Annotated in this window: 24 protein-coding genes; 11 read left to right on the forward strand and 13 right to left on the reverse strand. The window is 49.7% G+C overall.

What is annotated here, in order from left to right; translation table 11 throughout:
* Positions 1-769 precede the first annotated feature (769 nt).
* Positions 770-991 carry a hypothetical protein gene (locus BS639_RS21835; protein WP_228779589.1) on the forward strand — a complete coding sequence of 74 codons (222 nt, stop codon included), beginning with the start codon at positions 770-772 and terminating at the stop codon, positions 989-991.
* A gap of 50 nt (positions 992-1,041) precedes the next feature.
* Here the strand turns inward: BS639_RS21835 and BS639_RS21840 are convergent, their stop codons facing one another.
* The gene (locus BS639_RS21840) at positions 1,042-1,575 is read right to left on the reverse strand and encodes a helix-turn-helix domain-containing protein (RefSeq protein ID WP_055771763.1); all 534 of its coding nucleotides are present in this window, start codon (positions 1,573-1,575) and stop codon (positions 1,042-1,044) included.
* Positions 1,576-1,692: 117 nt separating this feature from the next.
* Here BS639_RS21840 and BS639_RS21845 point away from each other — a divergent pair, with 117 nt between their 5' ends.
* From BS639_RS21845 to BS639_RS21855, 3 genes are all read left to right on the forward strand, one after another.
* Entirely contained in the window at positions 1,693-2,541 is an 849-nt protein-coding gene (locus BS639_RS21845; RefSeq protein WP_084984305.1) for an AraC family transcriptional regulator, read from the forward strand.
* Between the two features lie 35 nt (positions 2,542-2,576).
* Entirely contained in the window at positions 2,577-3,305 is a 729-nt protein-coding gene (locus BS639_RS21850; protein ID WP_228779590.1) for an alpha/beta fold hydrolase, read from the forward strand.
* A gap of 251 nt (positions 3,306-3,556) precedes the next feature.
* Positions 3,557-4,762 (forward strand): MFS transporter, encoded by a 1,206-nt coding sequence (locus BS639_RS21855; protein ID WP_084984306.1) that lies wholly within the window; start codon positions 3,557-3,559, stop codon positions 4,760-4,762.
* Between the two features lie 4 nt (positions 4,763-4,766).
* Here the strand turns inward: BS639_RS21855 and BS639_RS21860 are convergent, their stop codons facing one another.
* A complete protein-coding gene (locus BS639_RS21860; RefSeq protein ID WP_084984307.1) occupies positions 4,767-5,708 on the reverse strand; it encodes an alpha/beta hydrolase in 942 nt (313 codons plus the stop codon).
* Between the two features lie 284 nt (positions 5,709-5,992).
* Between BS639_RS21860 and BS639_RS21865 the strand changes: the two genes are divergently transcribed.
* The 4 genes from BS639_RS21865 (at position 5,993) to BS639_RS21880 (ending at position 9,703) form a co-directional block, all read left to right on the forward strand.
* Positions 5,993-7,012, forward strand: a complete 1,020-nt coding sequence (locus BS639_RS21865; RefSeq protein WP_084984308.1) for an isopenicillin N synthase family dioxygenase — start codon at positions 5,993-5,995, stop codon at positions 7,010-7,012.
* A 171-nt stretch (positions 7,013-7,183) separates the two neighbouring features.
* Positions 7,184-7,957 (forward strand): MetQ/NlpA family ABC transporter substrate-binding protein, encoded by a 774-nt coding sequence (locus BS639_RS21870; protein WP_162287714.1) that lies wholly within the window; start codon positions 7,184-7,186, stop codon positions 7,955-7,957.
* Positions 7,958-8,024: 67 nt separating this feature from the next.
* Positions 8,025-9,041: a methionine ABC transporter ATP-binding protein gene (locus BS639_RS21875; RefSeq protein ID WP_084984309.1), complete on the forward strand. Its 1,017-nt coding sequence runs from the start codon at positions 8,025-8,027 to the stop codon at positions 9,039-9,041.
* Positions 9,041-9,703 carry a methionine ABC transporter permease gene (locus BS639_RS21880; protein ID WP_055771784.1) on the forward strand — a complete coding sequence of 221 codons (663 nt, stop codon included), beginning with the start codon at positions 9,041-9,043 and terminating at the stop codon, positions 9,701-9,703. Before BS639_RS21875 ends, BS639_RS21880 begins: the two co-directional genes overlap by 1 nt.
* A gap of 65 nt (positions 9,704-9,768) precedes the next feature.
* Here BS639_RS21880 and BS639_RS21885 read toward each other — a convergent pair whose 3' ends face one another.
* The gene (locus BS639_RS21885) at positions 9,769-10,347 is read right to left on the reverse strand and encodes a hypothetical protein (RefSeq protein ID WP_084984310.1); all 579 of its coding nucleotides are present in this window, start codon (positions 10,345-10,347) and stop codon (positions 9,769-9,771) included.
* Between the two features lie 421 nt (positions 10,348-10,768).
* Between BS639_RS21885 and BS639_RS21890 the strand changes: the two genes are divergently transcribed.
* Complete coding sequence (locus BS639_RS21890) at positions 10,769-10,948, forward strand: hypothetical protein (protein ID WP_072156381.1); 180 nt, start codon at positions 10,769-10,771, stop codon at positions 10,946-10,948.
* A 231-nt stretch (positions 10,949-11,179) separates the two neighbouring features.
* Here the strand turns inward: BS639_RS21890 and BS639_RS21895 are convergent, their stop codons facing one another.
* Positions 11,180-11,617 (reverse strand): MarR family winged helix-turn-helix transcriptional regulator, encoded by a 438-nt coding sequence (locus BS639_RS21895; protein ID WP_055771790.1) that lies wholly within the window; start codon positions 11,615-11,617, stop codon positions 11,180-11,182.
* Positions 11,618-11,684: 67 nt separating this feature from the next.
* On the opposite strand from BS639_RS21895, the gene BS639_RS21900 reads away from it, so the two are divergent.
* Complete coding sequence (locus BS639_RS21900; RefSeq protein WP_055771793.1) at positions 11,685-12,422, forward strand: siderophore-interacting protein; 738 nt, start codon at positions 11,685-11,687, stop codon at positions 12,420-12,422.
* Between the two features lie 21 nt (positions 12,423-12,443).
* On the opposite strand, the gene BS639_RS21905 is transcribed toward BS639_RS21900, so the two are convergent.
* From BS639_RS21905 to ptrR, 5 genes are all read right to left on the reverse strand, one after another.
* Positions 12,444-13,232 carry a metal ABC transporter permease gene (locus BS639_RS21905; protein WP_084984311.1) on the reverse strand — a complete coding sequence of 263 codons (789 nt, stop codon included), beginning with the start codon at positions 13,230-13,232 and terminating at the stop codon, positions 12,444-12,446.
* A 1-nt stretch (position 13,233) separates the two neighbouring features.
* Entirely contained in the window at positions 13,234-14,097 is an 864-nt protein-coding gene (locus tag BS639_RS21910) for a metal ABC transporter permease (RefSeq protein WP_055771801.1), read from the reverse strand.
* A gap of 7 nt (positions 14,098-14,104) precedes the next feature.
* Positions 14,105-14,932 (reverse strand): metal ABC transporter ATP-binding protein, encoded by an 828-nt coding sequence (locus BS639_RS21915; RefSeq protein ID WP_055771804.1) that lies wholly within the window; start codon positions 14,930-14,932, stop codon positions 14,105-14,107.
* 1 nt (position 14,933) lies between these two features.
* Entirely contained in the window at positions 14,934-15,851 is a 918-nt protein-coding gene (locus BS639_RS21920) for a metal ABC transporter solute-binding protein, Zn/Mn family (protein WP_055771807.1), read from the reverse strand.
* Between the two features lie 115 nt (positions 15,852-15,966).
* A complete protein-coding gene (gene ptrR / locus BS639_RS21925) occupies positions 15,967-16,833 on the reverse strand; it encodes a putrescine utilization regulator PtrR (RefSeq protein ID WP_055771809.1) in 867 nt (288 codons plus the stop codon).
* Positions 16,834-16,966: 133 nt separating this feature from the next.
* On the opposite strand from ptrR, the gene BS639_RS21930 reads away from it, so the two are divergent.
* Entirely contained in the window at positions 16,967-18,361 is a 1,395-nt protein-coding gene (locus tag BS639_RS21930; protein WP_084984312.1) for an NAD-dependent succinate-semialdehyde dehydrogenase, read from the forward strand.
* A gap of 88 nt (positions 18,362-18,449) precedes the next feature.
* On the opposite strand, the gene BS639_RS21935 is transcribed toward BS639_RS21930, so the two are convergent.
* The 4 genes from BS639_RS21935 to BS639_RS21950 all read right to left on the reverse strand — a co-directional run bounded on the left by BS639_RS21935 (position 18,450) and on the right by BS639_RS21950 (position 24,750).
* The gene (locus BS639_RS21935; RefSeq protein ID WP_084984313.1) at positions 18,450-19,838 is read right to left on the reverse strand and encodes an efflux transporter outer membrane subunit; all 1,389 of its coding nucleotides are present in this window, start codon (positions 19,836-19,838) and stop codon (positions 18,450-18,452) included.
* Between the two features lie 3 nt (positions 19,839-19,841).
* Entirely contained in the window at positions 19,842-22,961 is a 3,120-nt protein-coding gene (locus tag BS639_RS21940) for an efflux RND transporter permease subunit (protein ID WP_084984314.1), read from the reverse strand.
* Positions 22,961-24,100, reverse strand: coding sequence for an efflux RND transporter periplasmic adaptor subunit (locus BS639_RS21945; RefSeq protein WP_055771821.1), 1,140 nt, complete (start codon positions 24,098-24,100; stop codon positions 22,961-22,963). The genes BS639_RS21940 and BS639_RS21945 overlap by 1 nt, the downstream gene beginning before the upstream one ends.
* Before the next feature lie 137 nt (positions 24,101-24,237).
* On the reverse strand, positions 24,238-24,750 hold the full coding sequence (locus BS639_RS21950) for a PadR family transcriptional regulator (protein WP_084984315.1): 513 nt from the start codon (positions 24,748-24,750) through the stop codon (positions 24,238-24,240).
* Positions 24,751-25,053 lie beyond the last annotated feature (303 nt).

The raw sequence follows: 25,053 nt of genomic DNA on the forward strand, positions 1-25,053 counted from the left end.
AGATAAGATTTTCGCAGAAAGGATTCTAGAGGAAAGATAAAAGGAGTGAGTTGAAAATAAAAAATAATAAATTCATAGAGTTGCAACTATTATAGTGGTGGGTGACATTAAGTCATGAATTATTCTACTCATTGTTGATCTTGCAATATCACTCACAAATTTATGATTCTAAATTTTTGAACTCGATAGTTTACTACTTATTTGAAGTAGTGAAAGGAAAAAAAAGCCCGTATGAACACGGGCAAACTAATTCATAACTCAAGGGAACACTTTATTCCATCTCTAGCCAGATGGAATATTAACGATAGACCATAAAATGATTTTAAATATTGATAATGAACTCCGATTACTCAGAACAGGTGTATTGCTTACAATAAGCTCATAAATAAGCGGGATAAGCTGTTTTTTGGGTTGATTCCGCTGTGGTAAGAAGATAGGAGTGGGGGGTATATCGATACGAGACAGGAGTTTTGTATCGCCTGGTTTTCGGTATAACTCATGGGTTCTAAGATGATTACTAGCTGACCTAAGTTAAGGGGCATATACGGGGCAAAAAATTACCGCAAACCGAGGTTACTACGTGATAAGTAGCTAGTCTGTTTGCGGTAATGTTCTGCCTTAAACCTTGATTAAACCTTAATACATTCCACTTTTACTTATCATTTCTCCCTAATCACATTAAAACAAACGTGATTAAAGCGGAATAATCTCCAGTTAACCCTCTGAAAAATCGCGTTTGTTTTTCCTCATAACCTCACGAGCTGGAAAGATGATGAACGTAAAAATGATTGCTGTTACCGTTATGCTCAGCGCAGCAACCTTGCTATCAGGCTGTGGTTTACAGAATATGCAGCTTCATCAGGACCGGCAGCGTTGTTCGCAATATGGCTATCAGAAAGGCACCGACGCCTTCGCCCAATGCATGCAAAAAACGGCTATTGAGCGCGATCGCATGAATATGATCGAGGCTTTCATACCACTAAATGACTGAGATGTGCAGCGGGGCCGGGAGAATAAAAAGTTTTCTCCCATGCCCACTGATTAGCAGGATTTTGAGGTGACACCGTCTAGAGGGCTTATCCATTTCGGCCAGGCGGTTTTTTGACAGTTATAGCTTGGCGCAGGCTTTATTCCCATCCACTCGAACTCCGGCTTTGGCTGTTGCGGTTCAAAAATTGCAACCGGCTGAGTAATAGCCTGAGTATCGCTCTCCTCCAGCTCAATTTTCGGGCACAGACCCTGACTTGGCCAACTTTCCATGCGGCGATAAACCGCAGGGGTGGTGTTAAACTGCTTTTTGAAAGTGCGGGTAAACGTCTGCTGAGAGTCAAACTGGTATTTATCGGCGATGCGCAGAACCGAGTTTTGCGTCAATCTTAGTTCGGTAGCTGCCATCGTCAGGCGGCGTTGGCGAGTGTAAGTCCCCAGCGTTTGACCGGTAAAACTTTTGAACAGGCGTTGCAGGTGCCATTTTGAGTAGCCCGATTTCGCGGCAATGGTATCTAATGTTAAGGACTGATCCAGGTTATGTTCAATCCAATCCAACAGTTCACTGACAATACTTTCGTGATACATATTTTGATTCCCCCGTTGAAGGATGACATTTAGCCACTCCTCACGCTGGACTACAATGCGCAATTCAGCCATATTATTTATCAAATCAGCCAAACCTTAACGGAATCTTAAACAACAATGCCAATCATTCAGTGTGGGACCAATGATTGCGATCGTGTTGCAATCGATGATATTGACCGTCCAGTGGTTGCCTTAGGCGCTTCAAGGGCCAACGGTGCGTGGGAAAAAGCGATGCATCGTCACCGTAAAGCGCAGCTTATTTATACGCTGGAAGGCATTATTAGCTGTGAGTTGGAGCAGGGTGTTTGGGTGGTGCCGCCGCAGTGTGCTATCTGGATCCCCAGCGAGGTTATGCATTCCGCGCGAGGTACGGGTGTCAATCAGTGCTACAGCCTGTTCGTTGAGCCGGATGCCAATCTTTATCTGCCGACCACCTGCTGTACGCTTTCTGTTACCCCTTTACTGCGTGAGCTGCTGCTGCACGCTGCACATTTCCCGTTGCTTTATGACCAACAGGGCCCTGAAGGCAAAATGATCGACGTGCTGCTCGATCAGCTTGCCGTAGCAAAAGTGGAAGATTTATACCTGCCGCTGCCGCGCGATAATCGACTGCGTCAACTGACCGACGGTATGCTGCAAGATCCTGCCGACAAGTCTACTTTGGCAGAGTGGGCGGGGCGGATTGGCATGAGTGAACGCAGCTTGACGCGTACTTTTACCAGTCAGGTTGGTGTCAGCGTGCATCGTTGGCGCAAGCAGTTGCACGTCATACTGGCGTTGCAGAAGCTTTCTGAGGGGGCTAGCGTGCAAACTGTGGCCCTGGATTTGGGCTATGAAAGCGCCAGCAGTTTCGTCACTATGTTTCGTAAAGCGCAGGGCAAACCTCCGGCGCGATACCTTTCTGACTGCGCCAACAGCCCACAAATGCCAATCCGTGGATTTTCATTGACCGAGAACCTAGCATAAGTCTATATAAAGCTATATTTGAATGAGTTAAGGGAATGAATAACATTATGGCGTTGGGTAATATTGTACTGATCCCTGGGTATATGACCGATGACCGGTTGTGGGATGACATTGTCGAGCCTTTGCAACGCCACGGCGCGGTACTGACTTTTGCCCAGTTGGATCGGGGTGAAAGCATGGACGAGATAGCGGAGCAGATCATCAAAAACTGCCCGCCGACCTTCGCGTTGCTCGGATTTTCGATGGGGGGATATATCGCCCGTAAAATAGTTCAACGTATTCCTGAGCGCGTTACGTCGTTGATTTTGGCTGCCACCTCGAGCCGTGCCGACTCAGAGCAGCAGCGGCGCACCAAGGCCAGTGCCGCTGATGCCGTCTCACCACACTCCTATAATGGCCTGAGTAACCTTTCACTCGGCCATTCACTCCATCAAGACCGCAGCCGCGACCCTGAGTTGCTACAGCGCCTGAAGTCAATGGGGCAGCGACTTGGCTATGACGTTTTTGTTCGCCAGTCGCGGCTAGACCGCAATGCAGATACTGAACTGCTTGCACAAATCCACTGCCCAACGCTGGTTATTGCGGCCAAAAACGACCGTATGCGCAGCCTGCTGGAGTCTACGGAACTCCAGGAAAATATTCCTGACTCTGAACTGCGGGTGATTGAAGACTGTGGACATATGATCCCGCTCGAACAGCCTGCGGCATTTTGTGAAGAAATTATTGGCTGGCTGAAAAATAGGCAATCTCCCGAGCGAAATTGAAAAAAACGACAATCTTGGTGCACGAAAGAGTCTTTTGACGGTTTTTAGTTACAACATACTTGTGTATTTTAAAGTAAGTGACAACCTTAGCGACGGTGCAAAATTCGCCTGGCAGGGCATAGCGGCGGTGTAAAGGACGCGACTGAAAGATGTCTGAGTGTGAGATAACGTGACAATATGTGCTGAGGCTGCTTGACGTTGTGACGGGTATCACGTTTGATAACCGCAAAATACCTGCGGAAATAATAATAATGTCTGAATGCACAACTCTTGAGTCTGAACCACAAACCTCGTCAATGCGCCGCTGGCTGGCGGTATTATCGCTGGCGTGCGGGACTTTTATTCTGGTTAACACCGAATTTTTACCTATCGGCTTGCTGACACCCATTGCGCACGCGCTTGGCGTTAGCGAGGGTCAGGCTGGATGGGCGATTATGCTGCCCGGCCTAGTCGCGGCCCTGGCTGCTCCGCTGTTAATGCTTTTCTCCCGAAGGTTGAATCGCCGGACACTCTTGCTGATCCTTTCAGGTTCAATCATCGTATCAAATGCTATCGCTATGTTTGCTCACAGTTTTCCCGTGTTGTTGCTGGGGCGTTTTATCCTAGGTTTTGGTGTGGGCGGTTTCTGGGCCTTTGCTATTCCCGCGGGCAGAAGAATGGTGAGTGAAGCGCAGGGCGCTCGCGCTATATCACTGATTAGTGCCGGTGTTGCCGTGGGAACGGTAGCAGGCGTGCCTGCGGGTGCTTTTATCGGCGAGCTTTTCGGTTGGCGCATGGCCTTTACTATGAACACGGTTCTCGCCGTAGCGGTATTCATCTATCAATGGTTTGCACTGCCTTCCCTGCCAGCAAAAAATTCACTGGGGTTAGGCTCTTTGTTAACCGTGGCAAAAATCAAAGGCGTGCGTAGAGGGCTGATGATTGGTGTTTTCATGGCCTCCGCACAATTTTCTGCTTACACCTACCTCGAGCCTTGGCTGCGATTCCAGGTAAAGTTGTCTGCATCTGATATCTCACTACTGCTGATGTGCTACGGTGTCGCCGGTCTGATAGGGACTTTCCTCACGGAAGTGACCGTGCGAGAATTTGGCGTGAGGCGTGCATTTTTAGGCAACGTATTACTGCTGGCACTCTCGGTGTTAATCGCCTCGCAGGTGAGCAGCAGCGTTGCCGCCGCGTCGACGCTGGTTATTCTTTGGGGGTTGGCATTTGGTGCGCTGCCGGTTTGTCTTAATATCTGGATTTATCAGGCCTCGCCTGCCATGTTTGAAAGCGGTTCGGCACTGATGGTTTGCGTATTTCAGATTGCCCTGGCTTGTGGTGCCTTTTTTGGTGGCGTGCTGGCCGATACGCAGGGTACCGCCGCAGCGTTCATTCTGGGTGGTGTACTGGCATTACTGGCCTGCGTGAGCATCTTTGTTTCTCATCCCCAGCAGTCGCGGGTTACGGGGCAGTAAACGCTTAACTCAGTTCGCCTTCACGCTGTAACCAGTCGCGATAAAAATGCGGCCAGATTTCAGTCGGAGTACCGGGTTTGCCCATACCAAAACCGTGGCCGCCGCTGGCGAGCTGATGCAGTTCACAGGGAACATGCATTTTATCGCAGGCTTCTTTCATGATAACGGTATTCATAGGATTGGATATTGGATCATCCTTGGCCTGCGCTAAAAACATCGGTGGCGTCTGTGGTGTGACAAAGTTTTGTACTGACCACCGCGCCGCCTCTCGCTCGTCAGCGTGCCTGCCAACCAGAATATGCGCCGTTGACGTATCCGAATAGGGGGCTTCGAGCGTAATTATCGGATAGATAAGCGCGCTCACATCTGGTTTTGCACTGTGGTTGTCAATCTCGTCGATTGCCGAGTAGGACTGAAAATCAGCCCGCACCGAGGCCATACCCAATAAATGCCCACCGGCCGAGAAACCCAAAACGCCAAGCTTATCTTTACGGATGCCATATTTATTGGCATTCGCACGAATTAACCGCAGCGCACGTTGTGCATCCTGCAAAGGAGCCATTGCACCCGCCTGCCAGCCTTCGTTCGGTAAACGATAGGTGAGTACAAAGGCCGTAATACCCCTTTCGCTAAGCCATTGCGCGGCGGGATGCGCCTCCGACTCCATTTCTATACGCTTATAACCCCCGCCTGCGGCAATCAGCATGGCCGAGCCGTTAGGATTTTTGGGCTGATAAACGGTGAGGTGTGGAGTGCTTACGTTGCTTACGGCCCCACGCTGACTTATTTTCATAGGTCCATCAGGTCCACCGCCGCCGGGCGGTGTTGAAGGCCAGAGTCGCAGTGATTCCGCTGTCTGTGGTTCGCTCAGATGCCGTTTTTTTGCGTTAACGCATCCAGCAAGAAATACTGCGCTGGCCCCGATGATAAAATTACGACGGTTCATGTATTCACCTGCTGTAAATAAGGATCTGAGTGTCAGTAAGCATTCTGAGTATTCATTAAATTCGTGAGGAATTTCTGATTACCTAGCAAGAATTAACAATGAAAAGTGATGAAATCATGAGGTTATATCAATATTGATGCTTCATTTCCTCTCTATTTGAAATGAAATGTGACTTAACATCATCTGTATTTATAAATATAGCTGCATAAGTAATGCACTTTAAATCCTTTAGGCCGCCTGTTTTGCAGTGATAGAGTTTACTGAGATTAACTATGGAGTAGGTTATGTCTCATTCTATTGCTTCAACAATTCCCCTCATTGACCTGTCAAAACTCGACGGCAGTACGAATGAACGCGCTGAATTTCTTAAGGAACTTCGCGTTGCCGCACGGGATATTGGTTTCTTTTACCTTATAAACCACGGTATTGATTCAACGTTGCTATCTCAGGTACAGAGCATTTCTCGACAATTTTTCGCGCTGCCTCAGCCAGAAAAAGACCGCGTTGCCATGGTGAATTCCAAGCATTTCCGTGGTTACAATCGCGCCGCCTCCGAGCTTACGCGTGGACAGCCAGACTGGCGTGAACAGTTTGATCTCGGGGCTGAACGTTTACCCATTGTGCAGCACGAAAACTCACCGGCCTGGTCACGACTTCAGGGACCCAATCAGTGGCCTGAAACGCTGCCCGAGCTTAAACCGCTGCTGTTAAACTGGCAAAAAGCCATGACCGCCATGTCGTTGAAAATTCTTCGTGCCTTTGCCGAGTCGCTGTCTCTTCCGCTAGACGCCTTTGACCCGCTGTATGGTGATAAACCCAATGAGCATATTAAGCTGATTCGTTATCCGGGAAGAGGTGCCGACGAAAGTAATCAGGGTGTGGGCGCACACAAAGATTCTGGTTTTTTAAGCTTCCTGCTGCAAGACAGACAGAAGGGATTACAGGTTGAAGTTGAAGATGGGCGCTGGGTAGACGCATTGCCTATTGAAGGCTCATTTGTGGTTAATATTGGCGAACTGCTTGAGTTGGCGACTAACGGATATCTTCGCGCAACCGTGCACCGTGTGATAGCTCCGCCTGTTAAAAGTGAGCGTCTGTCGCTGGCCTTCTTCCTCGGCGCTAGACTTGACGCAATAGTGCCCGTATTCCAACTGCCAGCAGAGCTGGCGGCGCAGGCAAATGGCCCGGAAAGTGACCCGAAAAACCCTCTGCTGCGCGACGTTGGTTGGAATTACCTAAAAGGGCGTTTGCGCTCGCATCCTGATGTGGCTGAGCGTTTTTACGCTGATATTCTCGTTTCCTGACTAAACATGCGGCTTAAGCCATTTATTAGATAATAAATGGCTTAGCTATTCTGTTTTAATTGTTTAGCTCGCGTGAATCAATATGATTGGATAGCCCTAGACGATAAACAATCAAAAAGGGCTTTTTTTATGTCGACAGGTAAGATTAAGGTTTTGGCATCTTTATTATTAATGGCGGTAAGTTCAGCCGGACACGCCGCAGACGATGCTAAAAAAACCATCACCCTTGGGTTTAATCCAGGACCGTATCAAGAGCAATTTGCCAAGGGCGTAGGTCCTTTTCTACAAGCGAAAGGTTACAAACTGGTTTATAAGGACTTTAGCGACGGCATTCAGGTTAATAATGCTGTTGATACCGGTGCTATCGACGGCAATATCATGCAGCATCCTATTTATTTGCAGGCTATTAATGAACGGCTCGGCATTAATAATATTGGTATCGTGCAAGTTCCTACGCCACCAATGGGCCTCTATTCCAATAAACACCTTAAGGATGAAACTCCTAAAGCTGGTCAAACCATCTCGGTACCCAATCAGGCCTCGAACGAATACCGTGCAGCACTGCTGCTTCAAGATCTAGGCTGGATAAAAATTTCCCCTAAATCAGACCCAGCGACCTTCTCGCAAAAAGATATCACTGAAAATCCGTATAAGCTGGTATTTAAAGAAATGGACAATGCGCAACAGGTTCGTGCCTTGCCGGACGTTGACTACGGCGCTATTCAAGGCAATTTTGCCGTGTCCAGCGGAATAAAACTCAACAGTGCGCTCAAACTTGAAAATCCAGTTAAAGGTTTTATTAACGTGGTGACCATTGCGGGTAAGAATAAAGATGCGCAGTTTGCCAAAGATATTATCGCCGGTTATCACTCGGAAGAGTTTAAACACTATATCTTGTCCAATGAGCAGTATCAGGGCTACCTGCTACCAGACTATTTAAAATAAAAATATAGCCGACTTGCTGGTCAGGCTGGCGAGTCGATGGTTATGCATTATTTATTGGGGCAGGGAAATGATAGAGTTACAGGGCGTTGATAAAGTATTTCAACGTAAAGGTAAAACTACACAGGCACTTAATAATATCAATTTAAAAATTGAACAGGGGGATATTTACGGCATTATTGGCTACAGCGGAGCGGGTAAAAGTACCTTAGTGCGCCTTATCAACGCGCTTGAAGCACCCACCTCGGGCAGAGTGGTGGTTAAGGGCCAAGTTATTGGCGACTTCAACCCGAAGCAACTTAGAGAAATGAAAAAAGACATTGGCATGATTTTTCAGGGCTTCAATCTGCTTGAGTCGAAAACTGTGTGGAAAAACGTCGCTATTCCGCTGATTCTGGCCGGGAAAAGCAAGGCGTTCATTAGCGAACGGGTTAACGAATTGCTGGAGGTTGTCGGTCTGGCAGAGCGCGCGGGCAGTTACCCAGCGGAGTTGTCCGGGGGGCAAAAACAGCGCGTTGGCATTGCGCGCGCACTGGCCACCAATCCTTCGATTCTACTCTGCGACGAGGCTACGTCGGCGCTGGATCCGCAAACTACCGCGCAGATTTTGGTGCTGCTAAAGCGCATCAGTCAGCAGTTTAACGTCACGTTAGTGGTGATTACGCACGAGATGTCAGTGATCCAAAAAATCTGCAATAAAGTGGCGGTGATGGAAAATGGCTGCATAGTGGAACATGGCAACGTGCTCGACGTTTTTGGCCAGCCCAAACATGCCACCACGCTAAATTTTGTGCGTACGCTGGTTCACGACAGCCTTCCAGAAAGTATCGATTCGCCGCCGGTTGATACTCACCGCGTTCGCCGCTATCGCCTAGAGTTTTTAGGCGAGACTGCGGGACAGCCAGTGATTTATCAGATGGTTAAAACTTACGCTGTAGAGTTTAATATTCTGTTCGCCAGCATGTCAGAAGTTCAGGAAACCGTTCTTGGGTTTATGATAATCCAGTTAACCGGTGATGCAGCCCTGCTGCACAATGCTATCGGATATCTGCAAAGCTGCGGCGTGCGGGTAGAGGAGTTGCATTAATGTTTGAGACCGCTATTACTTTAGATCAGTTTATTGCCGCGATGCAGGACACGCTATTAATGGTGAGCGTTTCTCTGCTGATAGGCTCACTGCTTGGCGTGCCGCTGGGTATTTTATTGGTCATTACTCGTCCAGGTGGACTGGTAAATAACCGATTTTTCTATACCGTAATCAACCCGATTATTAATATTGTTCGCTCTCTTCCGTTTATCATATTAATGATATCTATCATCCCGTTTACCCGCTTGGTGGTACATACCACTATTGGTACTGCGGGTGCCATTGTGCCATTAATCATATTTATTGCGCCTTATATCGCGCGTCTGGTTGAGAGCTCGCTGCTGGAAATTAATCCGGGCATTATTGAGGCAGCAAAATCTATGGGGGCCACGCCGATGCAGGCAATTTGGCATTTTTTGCTGCCCGAAGCATTGGCCTCGCTCGTTCTGGCGCTGACTACTGCAACTATTGGCCTGATTGGCGCGACCGCGATGGCCGGCACCGTGGGGGGCGGCGGAATAGGCGACTTGGCCATTACTTACGGTTATCAGCGCTTTGATACCTTTGCCACAGTTTCCACCGCCGTGGTATTGATTATTGTGGTTCAAGGTCTTCAATCTGTAGGGAATGTGATTTCACGTCGCCTACGTCGGGAGTCATGACTTAACAAAATACCGATAACCTGTTGTGGTCTTGGCGCCATGCAATGCCGCAACAGGTTATATTATTAAGTCTGTTCACGCGCTTCTAACTGCAATTCTTCAAATATGCCACACAGTTTTTGAAGCTCATTTTTGGCGTTAATAAGCTTGGGTGGAATGATTGTATTGCCTGAAAGGGTGGCAAGTAGACGATTATAGGTCACCACATAAGTCATACACGCTAAGAAATCATCATGGAGTGTTTCAGGTGTTATTAGCACGTCAGAGTTGGGTTTACGCTTTGGTGAAGACGGTTCACTCTGTGAGGATGAAGTAATTTCAATTAACTCTTTTATTTCTGAAAGTAGCTTATTGCTTTTGCAAAGAATATTTTCACGTCGCATTTTGATCTCGTCAATTTTATTATTCTTGATGTTGGGATGAGAGCCATCAAAACAGGGATTAGTTATTAATCTGCTATCAGGTTTGTCGAGTTTTCCATATTTCTTTAGCGCTTTATCAAGCGTGTCTTGGTAACTGCTGAGAGGCACACGGTAGGTGTTGTGTACTTGTATATCATTCATAAAAAGTTGATTAACAGCAGGGTAGACTCGAGAAGCAATTCTCCCAATATGACCCATAATGCGCATGATATTATTTGGCATGGACAAATCCTTTATTATATACAGGCTTGCATGGCTAAAGCCTGATGTATTTATGAAGTATACAGTGAGTTTATTTTAAAAGGCTGGCTTTCGACTTTAGTCAACGTTGGTTGACTTATGAAGTCTCACATCTTAATTAATGTACGGCAAGATAATATTAGGTACAGTGTGAAGTTAGCCTGTATCTGTTGATTCTCTTTTTATGCTGTTAGATACTTTTAAAGTAAATGCCTACATAATAAATAGTTTGGAGGGTTTAAATAAGTATCAAATATATTTTTCTGGGTTATAAGTGGCGTTATGCCGTTTTACAGATAAGCAAAGTTAAAAGGATTAGTTCAATTGGTGGCCGTTTATTGGTTTACTGTTTCCAGTCGACGGGGAATACGCCCCAAACGAATCGGTAAATAAGGAGTGTGTGATGGCTAAAAAATTATCCACCAATTCTTTGTGGCAAAGCATTAAGCGCCGATGTTCTGCGACATTCTTTTCAAAGTCTCCTGCGGATAGTTCACGATTGGTTGAATCGCTTCTTGTAACAGGATCTTTATATGGTATCGAACTCGGAAATATTGACCCTTCCTGGTATCGCCAGAAGTAGTCAATATCAGCGGCTGTTGCGTCAAAGTTATTGGAATGAGCTGTGCTAATTTAACAGCTCAAGCAGTAAGCGGTAAGATGATTTTCTCCTGAAGTACGAGCAGTAACGTTGTTGAGATCTCCCCGGTCTTGTCGAATGTGATTTTTTATCCCAGTTGTGGAGCCTATGACTTGTTAAGTCATAGGTTTTTTTATGCTCTTTTTTGGCGTTTTAACCTACAGCCCGGCGTGTTTACTGTTGCTCAAAATTATCGTAAACGCGACGAACAAGGCTGAGCAACTGCTGATGCTCTTCCTCACTCAGCCCCTCAATGGCGACCTTTTTAAGCTCTTGCCCCTGTAGATGCATAATTTTTTTTACCTCACGTCCGGCTTCGGTGAGCGTTAAACGCATAATTCTACGGTCGACTGCGTCGGGGTCGCTGGTTAACAGGCTTTTGTCTCGCAGGCCCTTGATAAGCCTTGCAAGTTGGGCTTTATCTCGCTCCATAAAACGTGACAAATCACCCTGAACTGCGCCCGGATAACGCCCCAGGTAGCTTAAAACCTTGGCTTCCATATGGGTAATGTCATAGTTTCCATCACGCAGAAGCTCAAACTGTTTGGCGCGATAGCGATGCATAATCATATGCATTATCCACAGCACATCGTCATTGTGGGATTCACTCATTAGTTGACAATGTCTCCTATTCTCATTTAGATTGTTGATATTATCAACCAAGTGGAACAATTTTACCATGACCGACAATTTATCCATCAGCCGCGTGCAGCTCATTCGCCATGAAATCAAACGCCGCCAGCTTGACGTGGTGAACGTTGAACAAATCAGTCCGGGATTTAAACGCATCACCCTCAGCGGTGATTCGCTGGCTGATTTTATCAGTGCATCATTTGATGACCACATAAAATTTATTGTTAATCCCGACGCGGCCGAGCCGGCGATGCGCGATTACACACCACGCTCATACGACAATGTTAGAAAAGAGTTGGTTATAGAATTCGCCATGCACGGAGAAGGGCCGGCCAACCAGTGGGCAGAGAATGTTAGAGCCGGCGACAAAGCGCTGATCGCCGGTCCGCGTGGTTCTCGGGTTATCCCAATGGATTATGACTGGCAGTTGATGTTGGGTGATGAAACAGCGTTTCCGGCCATTGCCCGTCGGTTGGAAGAATTACCGGCGGGTACCCGCGTTACTGTCGTTGCCCTGGCTGCCGACAAGCACGACAGGCTCACCTTTAGCTCACGGGCAAACCCCGAAATTATTTGGGTTGACACCCCTGAACAGCTAACAGAATGGGCTAACAATCATCAACTTGCGGCAGGTGAAGGTTTTGTATGGTGTGCGGCTGAAGCCTCCATTATCAAGGCGCTACGCAACATTTTTGTTGACGATAAAGGTCACGACATCAATGCCATACGCACCTCGGCCTATTGGAAAAAAAGAACCGCCGCGTTTCATGAAGAAGTGTCTTAACAGCAGATATCCTTGCGCTTTCTAGCTGCCCCGCAGGGCAGCATATCCCTTGGCGATGCCATAAAAAATTGCCCCAAATCCACCGACAAAAAATCCTACTGGCCAGTTGGTTTCATAAGATATCGCGATTGCGAGCCAGACGGTTAACAGGGCAATAGCAATCGAGAGTAAAACAGCCGCTACAGGTCGCGAAGTTAACGTGCGAGCCACCGCTGCGGGGCCGACCATCAGGCTGAATACCAATAGCGCGCCGACCACGGGCAACGCCATGGCGGTTGATAGCGCTAAAATAGCCAAAAACCACAGCTCCATATTTTTAGCTGAAATGCCCTGAACTTCGGCTAATTCCGCCGAAATTGAACTTATTACCAGCGGGTAAAACAGCTTCGCGGTTAGGCCAATCACCAGCAGGCTGACGATGCCAACGGGCAGCAGTTCAGCGCGGCTTACGCCCAGCACCTCGCCAAATAGCAAGGCATACACCTGCTGTGAATACTGGCTGCTCATACTTAAGAATACCGTGCCGAGGCTTAACAACATCACCAGCGTCAGGGCAGTTGCCACTTCGTGACGGCCATTTTTTGCCAGTTGATTGATGCCTAATACCCCGAGACCGGCAAATGTAATCAGCCCTATAAAGCTGTTTATACCCAGTAAACTGGCCAGCGCGGCACCGGGGAAAGTGCCAAGGGGCAGGGCGTGAGCGGCGAACGAGGCACCGCGCAGCACGATAAAAAACCCGACAAAACCTGCGACAATTGCCACCAATGTCACGACGACCCAAGTGTTAATCATAAAACTGGAGAACATGTTACTGCTTCCTGATGGGAATTAGGTGAGTAGCGGCCAGGTAGGCGATGAAAATCAGCGCCACAATGAAAAAACTGACCGGCCAGCCATGACCTGGCGTCCAGTAAAAACTGTCGTAAGCCAGCGCGATACCGCCCCACGTTGCGGCAAGGCCGATAATCACGGCGAGCAGAACCGCGGTATACGGTCGATGGGTGAGCCTGAGCGCGATAGCCGCCGGGCCAATCAGCAGGGCAGTTGAAAGCACGGCGCCGACTGTCATGGCGGAAAGCGTTACCGCCAGTGATAACAGCGACAGATAAATAAGTGACACGAGGCGGGTATTAATGCCCAACACTTCGGCTAACTCTTTGTCGAGAGAGCTGAGCAGCAGGGGGCGATAAATAATGCCGATAACCACCAGCGCGCCTCCCCCAAGCCATAGGGCCAGCGGTATCATTGAAGAAGGTATGGCAAACATTGAGCCAAACATCACGGTAATGGCCGCGCCGGTGGTGCTGTGGCTGGTGACGTCGAAATAGAGCAGCAACGCCGCCAGCCCAAGCCCTGCACCCAGCACGATACCGGTCATCAGGTCACGCTCACGGGCGCGACGAATATCAACCAGTTCCATGCTGAAGGAGGCGATCAGCGCCATGCCCAGCAAACCAATCAGGGGATTAATGCCCAATAAAAAAGAGAGTGCACCGCCCGCGCTACTGACGTCTGCCAGTGCGTGCCCTGCAAAAGACTGACCGCGAATAACGGTAAAAACGCCGACCACGCCGGAAACGACAGCGGTACCACCGCCAATAATGAGCGCGGTATGAACCGGTGCACTGGTGAAGAAACCGGGTTCTATTAAGAAATTTATCAGGGAATTCATAGAAAAATCATGCTTTCATCAGGTTTTCATCAGGCATAGAAAGGGCGCATGGTTCACTTGAGGCGTTGGCGGCAATCACCAGTACACGGTTCATGACGCGTAAAACCTCAATAGGATGGCCATAGAGTTCACTGAGCACGCGGCTTTGCACCACGTCATCCGTTTTTCCGCTTGCGGCACGGCCATTGGCGAGGTAAACGATGCTGTCCATGGATGACAGCAGCGGATTCATATCATGCGCTGACAGAAGAATAGTGACCTGATGGGCGCGTGAAAGGTGGCGCAACAGCGCCACAATCTCAGACACGCTACGAATATCAAGATTCGCCAGGGGTTCGTCGAGTAACAATAAACGAGGACGGCGGATCAGAGCATGAGCGATAAGCACTCGCTGCTGCTGGCCGCCTGAAAGATTACCAATACGCTTATCAGCGAATGCTTCTGCACCCACCTCTTTGAGCATGGCATCAACCTGCTGTTTAACTTTCTTTGAATTCAGGCTAAATCCCAAGCGCTGCCCATTAAGCCCTAGCGCCACGAGATCTCTGGCACGCAGGGGGATCTCGGCATCAAGCATGATTTTTTGCGGAACGTATCCCACAGAGTTAATACCTGCCTTTCCCACCTTGCCGTCAAGCATCACGCTGCCGCTGTCGATAGGCTGAAAGCCGAGCAAGGTTCTGAGCAAGGTGGTCTTACCCGAGCCGTTAGAACCAATCAATCCGCAGAATTCACCGGCTTTAAGCGTGAAATTCACCCCCTTTAGCACGGATTTTCCAGAAAATGAAACGCTGAGATTTTCTGCGACCAGCACGCCGCCATCCTCGGTTGCCATCTTAGTGACTTGCCAACAGGCTTTCAGTTGAGGTTTTGTCTTTCAAGGCACTGATAAGCGCTTTGGTTTCTGCCAACATCCAGCTCTGATAGGTGTAGCCTGGGGTCGGCATTGTTTCATACACGCCGACAATAGGAACGTGGTGGGATTTAGCCTGATTAAGGAATGTTTCGGTTAACGGGTCGGTAACCTGTTGGTTATAAACAAACACTTTAAGAGTTCCGTCGCTAAACAGTGCGTTTTGCGCCGTGACGTCCTGCGGTGCCGGGTCTGTACCGTTCATAATGGCGGCTTCAAGATTGAAAGGCGTAGCAATTTTCAAACCACCGGCCTGCAGTAGATAGTCACCTACCGGTTCAGTCACCGCAACTTCGGTGCCGGCGTACTGGCTTTTTAGCTCGGCAAGGGCCGCGTGCCAAGGTGCGAGAGAGGCTTCAAACTTTTTGGCATTGGCTTCGAAGTAAGCCTTCTGAGCGGGCAATGACGCGCTAAGATCGGCGGCAATTTGCTTTGCTACGACGGGCATAGTTTCCGGTTTGTACCACAGATGCGGATTAGGCGTATTATTCGGCAGGCCCAACAGCTGCTGCACGTCAATCACCTTGCGCGCGGCATTGGGTGCAGAGGCAAGGAATTTATTCGCCCATGCGTCGTAACCCAGCCCGTTTTTTACCACTAAATCTGCATGAGCGATTTCGGCGGCAATCTTCGGACTGGCTTCGAAAGTGTGGGGATCAGTATTCGGGTCGGTCTCGATTGCCGTCACTTCTACATATTTGCCGCCAATTTGAGAAATAACATCAGCATACTGATTTTCAACGCCCACTGCGTGCAGCACGGTTGAAGAGGCTGCTGCTTCCCCGCCATAAACTGTTACCAAAGCTACTGCCGCAGCGATTACTTTTAACTTGCCTTTCATCCCAACCCCTTAGAGAATTATAAGATAACAACCCGCTTATTGATATGTTATAACATTACATCTTTGTGGGGCAGAACTACAAGCTACCAGAGGTAACCAGTTGTTTGTGAATGTGTCACTCGGCGTGCATTGCCTCCAGCAGGGTAACCATCGCTTTCAAATTCGCCGCCGCCATCCCTCTGCGCCACATCAGCCAAATTTTTATTTTCCCTGCCTGACGACTTAATGGATAGGCCTTCACACCGCTTTTACCCGGCATAGCATCGAGCATGCTTGCAGGGATCAGCGCAAGCCCGCTGCCCGCCGTGACACAGGCAACAATGCCGTGATAGGACTCCATCTCATAAATCTTGCCCGGCGCCGCATCATCTTGTGCAAACCAGTTTTCAAACAGTCGGCGATAGGCGCAGTTAGCGCGAAAAGCATAAATAGTCGATCCCGAGATTTCTCGGGCTCGCGTGACAGGCGGGTGGTTTAACGCCGAAATCAGCACCATTTCTTCATCAAAAACCGGTACCCCTTCGATTTCAGGGTGTTTGGGGGGGCCATCGACAAAGGCGGCGCTGAATTGGCCTGACATTATCCCGTCAATCATATCGCCAGAAGGACCGGTTGAGAGGTCTAATTCAACCTCGGGATAGGCTTGATGGTAGCGTGTTAGGACTGGTGGGATGCGTACCGCCGCGCAGCTCTCAATTGAGCCTAGGGTAAAAATTCCGTTTGGATGATGCCCTGAAACACTCTGCTTAGCCTCTTCAGACAACGCCAAAATACGTTTGGCATAACCCAGAAACGTTTTACCAGGATCGGATATGTGCAGGCGCAGCTTTTCACGATGAAACAGTTGGGTGCCAAGTTCATCTTCTAACTGCTTGATTCTTGTTGATATGTTTGAAGGTACACGGTGCAGACGGTCGGCGGCGGCAGTCACGCTGCCTTCTTCTGCCACGGCGACAAAAACGTCGAGTTGGGTAAGGTCCATAAGTATCCTATCTCCGCGTCATTCTTTCTCAAAATGAGATGATTATCTTCATTATTATTCATTTTAAAAAAGCATTTCACAAGTCTAGTATTGAAGACAGACAGCATGATCCCTCATTAAAAAGGTGGCTCAAATGACCCATTCAACAACCGCTCGAGCGGGCGCAACCTCTCGTAATCCGGCTAACGGTGAAGTGCTGAAACACTATCCGTTTGCCACTGCTCAGGAAGTCGATGCGGCGTTACAAGGCACTCAGGTTGCCTTCAATCGTTGGAAAGACAGCTCGATGGGCGACAGAGTGCGTTTGCTGAAAAATATGGCACAAGGTTTGCGTGACAGCGCCTCTGCGCTGGCAGAAATGATGACCTCAGAGATGGGCAAGCCGGTCACTCAAGCGTTGGCTGAAGTTGAAAAGAGTGCGGCACTGTGTGATTGGTACGCCGAAAACGGTCCGGCGATGCTGGCGGCAGAACCGACGCTGGTTGAAGATGATAAAGCGTGGGTAAACTATTTGCCGCTGGGGCCGGTATTGTCAGTCATGCCGTGGAACTTCCCAATTTGGCAAGTGTTACGCGGTGCGGTGCCGATTATTCTGGCCGGAAATAGTTATCTGCTGAAACCTGCACCTAACGTAATGGGAAGCGCATATTTGTTGCGTGACGTTGTCACTAAAGCGGGCGTTCCACAGGGCCTGTTTGACGTTTACAACGCAGATAATGCCGCCGTTGCTGCAAGTATTAAAGACGACAGAATCGCCGCCATTACATTGACCGGCAGTGTGCGTGCGGGTTCGGCCATTGCCTCAATGGCGGGCGCCGCGCTTAAAAAATGTGTGATGGAGCTTGGCGGCTCCGACGCCTTTATTGTATTGGCCGATGCCGATATCGACGCGGCGGTGAAGGGCGCGATTGCCGGGCGCTTCATGAATAACGGGCAGATTTGTATCTCCGCTAAACGCATCATTGTTGAAGCATCAATAATGGAGGCGTTCACCGAAAAATTTGTGGCCGCAGTTCAGGCGCTTAAAATGGGTGACCCACGTGACGAATCGACCTATCTCGGCCCGATGGCGCGCTTTGATTTGCGTGACGAGCTAGATGGACAGGTCAAAGCCACGTTGGCAGAGGGGGCAACCTTGCTGCTGGGCGGTGAGCCGCTTGCAGGCACGGGTAACTATTATGCTCCCACGGTGCTGGGTAATGTTCAGCCGGGAATGACCAGTTTTACACAGGAGCTGTTTGGTCCGGTGGCTTCGCTTATCACGGCGAAAGACGCGGATGACGCCATTCGCATGGCCAATGACTCTGAGTTTGGACTGGGTGGCAGTCTGTGGAGCCGCGACATTGAAGCCGCGAAAAATCTGGCCAAGCAGGTTTATACCGGTGGGATGTTCATCAATTCTCCGAGCTTTTCCGACCCGCGCGTACCGATTGGCGGCGTCAAGAAAAGCGGTTTTGGCCGTGAGCTTTCGCACTTTGGACTTCGTGAGTTTACTAACCCGCAAACCCTCTGGGTCGAGAAGGGGTAAATTGATCCCCTCCCTATTTATGGGGAGGGTTAGGGTGGGGGAAATGGCACCGCAGGCGCTAGCTAAATGTGTCAACCAGAGCACTGTGTCACTGAAGCCCACCCCCTATTGATTCCCACAGTGTAATACGGTTTTCAAAATCGGTTTGTTGCAGTGATACCAAGTCAAGTTGAGTAGACCACAGCGTGCGCTGATCGGTAAGCACGGTGAGGTAATCGCCGCTGCCAACCTGATAGCTGCGTCGCGCAATGTCGTAACTGCGCTGCGCCGAGGCGACAGCCTGAACCTGTGCGTCCATCTGTTCATCTAGCGTATTTCGGCGGGCTAAGGCGTTTGCCACATCCTCGAAGGCGCTTTGTATTGCCTTCTCATAGGCGGCAATCAGGCCCTTTTTCTCGGCCTCAGCGTAGTGCAACTGGGCGAGGTTGCTGCCGCCGGTAAACAGCGGCAGCGAAACGCTGGGTGCAAATGACCAGATATCAGCGCCGTGGCTAAACAGGCTAGACAGTGAACTGCTGCCGACGCCTGCACTGGCCGTGAGCGAGATGGTCGGGAAGAAATTTGCCCGCGCTGCGCCTATATCGGCGTTCTCGCTTTTCAGGTTATGTTCAGCTTCGATGACGTCCGGGCGACGCAACAATACCGACGAAGACACGCCTGCGGGAACTGTCTGAATCGCCTGCGGCGACAGGCTTTCGATGGTGCCGGGAAGCAGGCTTTGCGGCACTGTTTCACCCACCAACAGGTTAAGCGCGTTGGTATCCTGTGCAACCAACGTCTGATAGCTGGCAACGCTGGCGCGAGCCTGTTGATACGTGGTCATTGCCTCACTTACGTCCCCGGCGGCGGCGGTGCCTTCTTTGAGCTGTAGTTGGGTAATACGTAACGAGTCGGCCGCACTGGTCATAGTTTGCTGTCCGAGCGCCAAATTACTTTTATCCGCCGCCAGCGTAATCCATGCCGTGCTGGTTTCTGACACCAACGTGATGCGGGTATTTTGTGCTGTGGCTTCACTGGCAAGCCAGGTCTCTTTTGCTGCACGCGCCAAACTGTGGTTACGACCAAACAAATCCAATTCAAAGCTGCTGACTGCGCCGTTAGCCTCTGAAGAACTGCTAAGGCCATCAGAAGTCGTTCGGCTGCGGGTATGGGTTAAATTGGCGTCAACGGTCGGAAACAGCGAGGCGTTCTGCTCGCCATACAGCGCCCGGGCCGCCTCAATATCAGCAATTGACTGTTGCAGGTCGCGGTTGCTGACCAACGCACGTTCTACCACTTTGTTCAATCGTTGATCGGTCAGCACGTGCTGCCAATCCGTAAGCACTGTTTTGGCAGCGGCATTTTTACCCTGAACTGGCCAGGTCTTTGGAACTGGCGCTGTCGGCCGTTGATAGTGCGGGTCGAGTGAAATACAGCCTGCCAACAGCATTGACAGAGTGACGATGCTCAGACGGTAAGTGTTTTTATGATGAAACATACGTTACTCCTCGTTCACATCAGGGCGAGTGAATAAGTGTTTCACCAGCACAAAGAAAAGGGGCACAAAGAAAATGGCCAGCAGCGTAGCGGTTAATGTACCGCCTATAATGCCGGTGCCAATCGCAATACGGCTGTTTGCCCCAGCGCCCGTTGAAAGGGCCAGCGGCATTACGCCCGCGATAAACGCAATCGAGGTCATTAGGATCGGACGCAGACGCGTTTTTGCCGCCGACATCGCCGCCGCAGACAGACTCATTCCCTGCTTGACTGCCGCTTCGGCAAATTCAACGATCAGAATGGCGTTTTTCGACGACAGCCCAATGGTAGTCAGCAGCGCCACCTGGAAATAAATATCGTTATTTAATCCACGCAGTGATGCGGCCAATGAGGCCCCTAAAATACCGAGAGGAATGACCAAAATAACCGAGAATGGCACCGACCAACTCTCATACAGCGCTGCCAGACAGAGGAATACCACCATGATTGAAATGGCATACAGCACGCCCGTTTGACCACTGGCCAGCTGTTCTTGCAGCGATAAACCGCTCCAGGCAAAGGTAGAACCTTTCGGCAATTGAGACGCCAGCTCTGCCATTTTGTCCATTGCTGCACCTGAGCTGTAGCCGTCGGTATTTTCTCCGTCTATTTCAAACGCGGTCACGCCGTTGTAGCGGGCCAGTGACTGCGGGCCATAGCTCCAGTGAGTGGTAGCAAAGGCAGAGAAGGGGGTCATAGTGGTAACTCCGCTGCTGTTGGTGCCGCGAACAAACCACTTGTCAAGGTCACTCGGCTGGGAGCGGAACGGAATGTCACCCTCGATATACACTTCTTTCACGCGACCTCGATCAATAAAATCATCCACATAGGTGCCGCCCCAGGCGCTGCTCAGCGTTGCCGTTACGTCGCTCAGATCCAGCCCAAGAGCGACGGCTTTATTATTGTCTATGTCCACCTGTAGCTGCGGGGTTTCCGGCAAGTCTGCGGCACGCACTGACTGAAGCTCGGGGCTTTTATTGGCCTCTGCGATCAGTTGGTTGCGCATTTTAAGCAACTCATCGTGGCTGGTGCCGCCGGAAGACATCAGCTCAAAGGTAAAGCCGTTGCTTTGCCCCATGCCTGAAACCGCCGGCGGCGTCATGGCTATTACCTTGGCATCGCTAATTTTGGACAGGTCGCGGTTGGCTCTTTCGACAATCGCCTGGGCGGTATTGGCCGCACCTGTGCGCTGGTCCCAGTCTTTAAGCGCCACGAAGGCCATGCCGACGTTGTCACCGTTGCCGTTAAAGTTAAAACCGGTGATAGAAAACACGGCGTCAGTATTGGCTTTCTCATGATTCAAAAACCAGTTTGTCACCTGAGTATTCACCTGATTGGTGCGATTGACTGATGCCCCCGCAGGCAGGGTGAATTGCACCATCACCTGTCCCTGATCCTCATTGGGCAGGAAGCTGGTTGGCAGATGCATGACCAGAAAGCCCATGCCTGCGGCCAGTAAGGCATAAACCACCATCATGATGCTCGGGCGGCGCAGTCCTTTTAATACACCCTGTTTGTAGCGATGTTCGGTGCTGGAATAGAGACGGTTAAAACCGCCAAAGAAGCCTTGGGTATGGGGTTTACTGTGTCGCAGTATCGTGCCACAAAGTGCCGGCGTCAGGGTTAGCGCGACCACCACCGACAGCGCCATGGCAGAAATCAGGGTCACCGAAAACTGGCGATAGATAACGCCCGTAGAGCCGCCGAAGAAGGCCATTGGCAGAAATACCGCCGAAAGTACTATGGCGATCGCCACGAGTGCGCCGGAGATCTCTTTCATCGACTTTTCAGTGGCGGCTCGCGGCTTGAGCCCTTCCTCACTCATTATGCGCTCGACGTTTTCAACCACCACAATGGCGTCGTCCACTAACAGCCCAATGGCGAGCACCATGGCGAACAGCGTCAGGGTATTAATGGTGTAACCGAGCGCGGAAAGTATGCCGAAGGTGCCCAGCAGCACGACTGGAACTGCCAGGGCGGGAATGAGCGTGGCCCGAATATTTTGTAAAAACAGGTACATCACTGCAATCACCAGCGCAATGGCGATCAGCAGTGTTTCCACCACGTCCTGAATCGACAGTTTGATAAATTCCGTAGAATCTTTCGGATAGGCAACGTCATAACCGGCGGGCATGCTGCTTCGATACTTATCGATGGTCGCCTTGACCGCATTGGCGGTATCCAGCGCGTTGGCCCCAGCGGCCAGCTGAACGGCAAGGCCTGCGGCAGGATGGCCGTTGAGTCGTGAAGAGGCAATGTAATCCTGACTGCCCATTTCAACACGCGCGACATCGCCAATTCGCACTACCGATCCATCGGCCTCGCTCTTAACAATGATATTGCGAAACTGTTCTGGCGTTTGCAAACGAGATTCTGCCTGCACCGTGGCGGTAATCTGCTGCGTGGAAGACGTGGGGGCGGACCCAATGCTACCGGCAGAAAGCTGAATGTTTTGTGACGTAATAGCCGTTTCAACGTCAGAAGGCATTAGGTTGTACGACGCCAGCTTGGTCGGATTCAACCAGATGCGCATAGCGTATTGGTTGCCAAAAACGTTGAGACTGCCCACGCCTGAGACACGCGCCAGGGGATCCTGCATGTTACTGACCAGCCAGTCAGCGATGTCATTACTGGTCGCTTTGTCAGTTTTGTCATACAGCGCCGCGATCATCAGGAAGTCGGACTGCGACTTGGTGACGGTGATACCGGCTTCTTGTACTTCTTCCGGCAGGCGCGATTCAGCCTGTTGAAGTTTGTCCTGCACCTGCACCTGTGCCGTATCGGGATTAGTGCCCAATTTGAAACTGACGGTTATCTGCACCGTGCCGGATGAACTGCTGGTCGAGGTGAAGTAAAGTAGGTTATCGAGTCCGGTAAGCTGTTGTTCGATAACCTGCGTTACGCTGTTTTCGATGGTTTGTGCCGAGGCACCGGTATAGGTGGCTTTAATACGTACAGACGGCGGTGCCACTTCGGGATACTGTGCTACGGCCATTGATTTGATAGCAATAACCCCGGCCATCATAATCAGCAGCGCGATAACCCAGGCAAAAACAGGTCTACGGACAAAGAAGCTTGAAAACATCATGCCGCTCCTTGTGTGGTCGAGGAGGTTGCACTCAAGCGAGTTTCTACTGGTTTAACAACTTCGCCGGCACTCACTTTAGTCGTTCCTTCAACAATCACGCGATCGCCTGCCTGTAGGCCGCTGACAATGAGATAGTCTTCTCCTGAAGTGGCGCTGGTTATGACGTTGCGAACGACGACTTTATTATTTGCATCTACGACCATCGCCGTGGCGTTACCTTTAGGGTCACGGGTTATAGCTTGCTGCGGTGCCAAAATGGCATTTTCAATGACGCCTTCATCCACGCTGGCGTGAACGAACATACCCGGCAACAAAATATGTTGACCATTAGGGAAGAGGGCGCGCAGCGTCACTGAACCGGTAGCTTCATCGACTGAAACCTCAGTCAGCTCTAGCTTGCCTTTTTCGGGATAAACCGAGCCGTCTTCCAGCGTCAGTGTCACATCTAACGTGCTGCTGTTGGTTGCCAGTGCACGTTTACGCAGCTGTAGCAGGTCCACGCTAGAGCGGGTCAAGTCAACGTACATGCTGTCCAGCGCAGTAATCGTGGTGAGGGCGGTGGTTTGGTCGGCGGTGACCAGAGCACCCGGTGTCACGGTTGAAATGCCGATTCGACCCGAAATAGGCGCGGTGATGCGTGTCCAGCCGAGGTTGATTTTGGCCGATTCAAGCGCGGCTGCTTTTTCGGCGACGCTGGCTCTATCTTCACCACAGGTTGCGGTGGCGTTGTCGGCGTTTTGCTGTGAAACACCTTGTTCTTTGACCAAAATAGAATAGCGTCTGGCCTGCTGGCAGTCGGCAATAACCAATGCTTTGGCACTTTGCAGCGTGGCGGCCGCCTGATCATAGGTTGCCTTGAAGCTTGAGGGATCAATTTGATACAGCGGCTGGCCTGCTTTTACCTCATCCCCTTCTTTAAACAGGCGACGTTGAATGATACCGCCAACTTGCGGCAATACGCTTGAGGTTAACGTCGCCGTAGTCCGCCCCGTAAGGTCGCTAGTATAAGTGAATGGCTGACTTTTTAAGGTGACGACGCCAACCTGAACGAGGGCGGTTTTCTTATCAGGTGAATTCGCGTCATGACAGCCGCTTAATCCGATAAGGGTTAAAATGCATAAAATTCGTAATGGCATAGCAGGATCCCAAAAATAAATAGAGTGAGTTGTTTTTGCGCACAGAGACCCCTGAGACAATTATTCTCATACCGAGCGCGTTGGTATCCAAAATTCAGGCGTATTAATTCAGTGGGGGCGTGGCCGGTAATGAAATTTTAGATTTCATTAATTCTGTGCGTTGCCTCCTGAATGCTTTCAATGATTTCCTCAATGTCTTCACGATTAATGCATTCATTACGCATTTTAATTTTTACTATTATTTTTAGGTTTTCTAAGGCGTAATAAATCTCAGAGTTTCTCACCGGATTTTTCTCCGCGACCAACGCCTTTAGCTTCTCCAAAATAGTATCGATAGCGGACTTTTTTTCTGCGAGATGTTTCTCACCCAAGTCCGTGATGAAAAATTTTTTCCTAATTTCATCAATCAGTTGTGTCTCTGCGTACCCTAAGTACTCCAACATGGTGAGAGTAGGGTAGACCACACCAGCGCTAGGCACGTAGCCGCCCATGGAATAATTTTCTATTGATTTTATTATTCCATAGCCGTGCGCCGGATTAATTTTTATAAAATAAAGAACCAACAGCAGCAACTCTTCATTCTTGAATGTTTTACCACGCCTGGCGTGATTTTTTTTAGGCGGTGCATGAATGGCGTATATTTTTTTCATTTATCGGTCTTTATTCTCTCTCAGACTGCATTCTCTTTGTTACGCTGTTTAATAATTTAAAGGTATCCCCGACACTGTCGTGGGTCAAGATATATCTTAAAGTTGGAGTTATCTTGCCATTCCTCCTATTTGCATGAAAAATAATGATATTTTTTGAATGTGAGATGATTGTGAAGAGCTTTTGAATGAGGGTGAGCCTGTGAGGGGGGGTGTTATCAGTCTGTACTATCTCATTGTTTTTAATGTATTTATTTTTAAACCTTCTTCAATCAGCCATGTCCTCTGGGTGTTTTTTTTCTCAAG

The organism is Rouxiella silvae (genome assembly GCF_002093625.1).
Classification (GTDB): Bacteria; Pseudomonadota; Gammaproteobacteria; order Enterobacterales; family Enterobacteriaceae; genus Rouxiella; species Rouxiella silvae.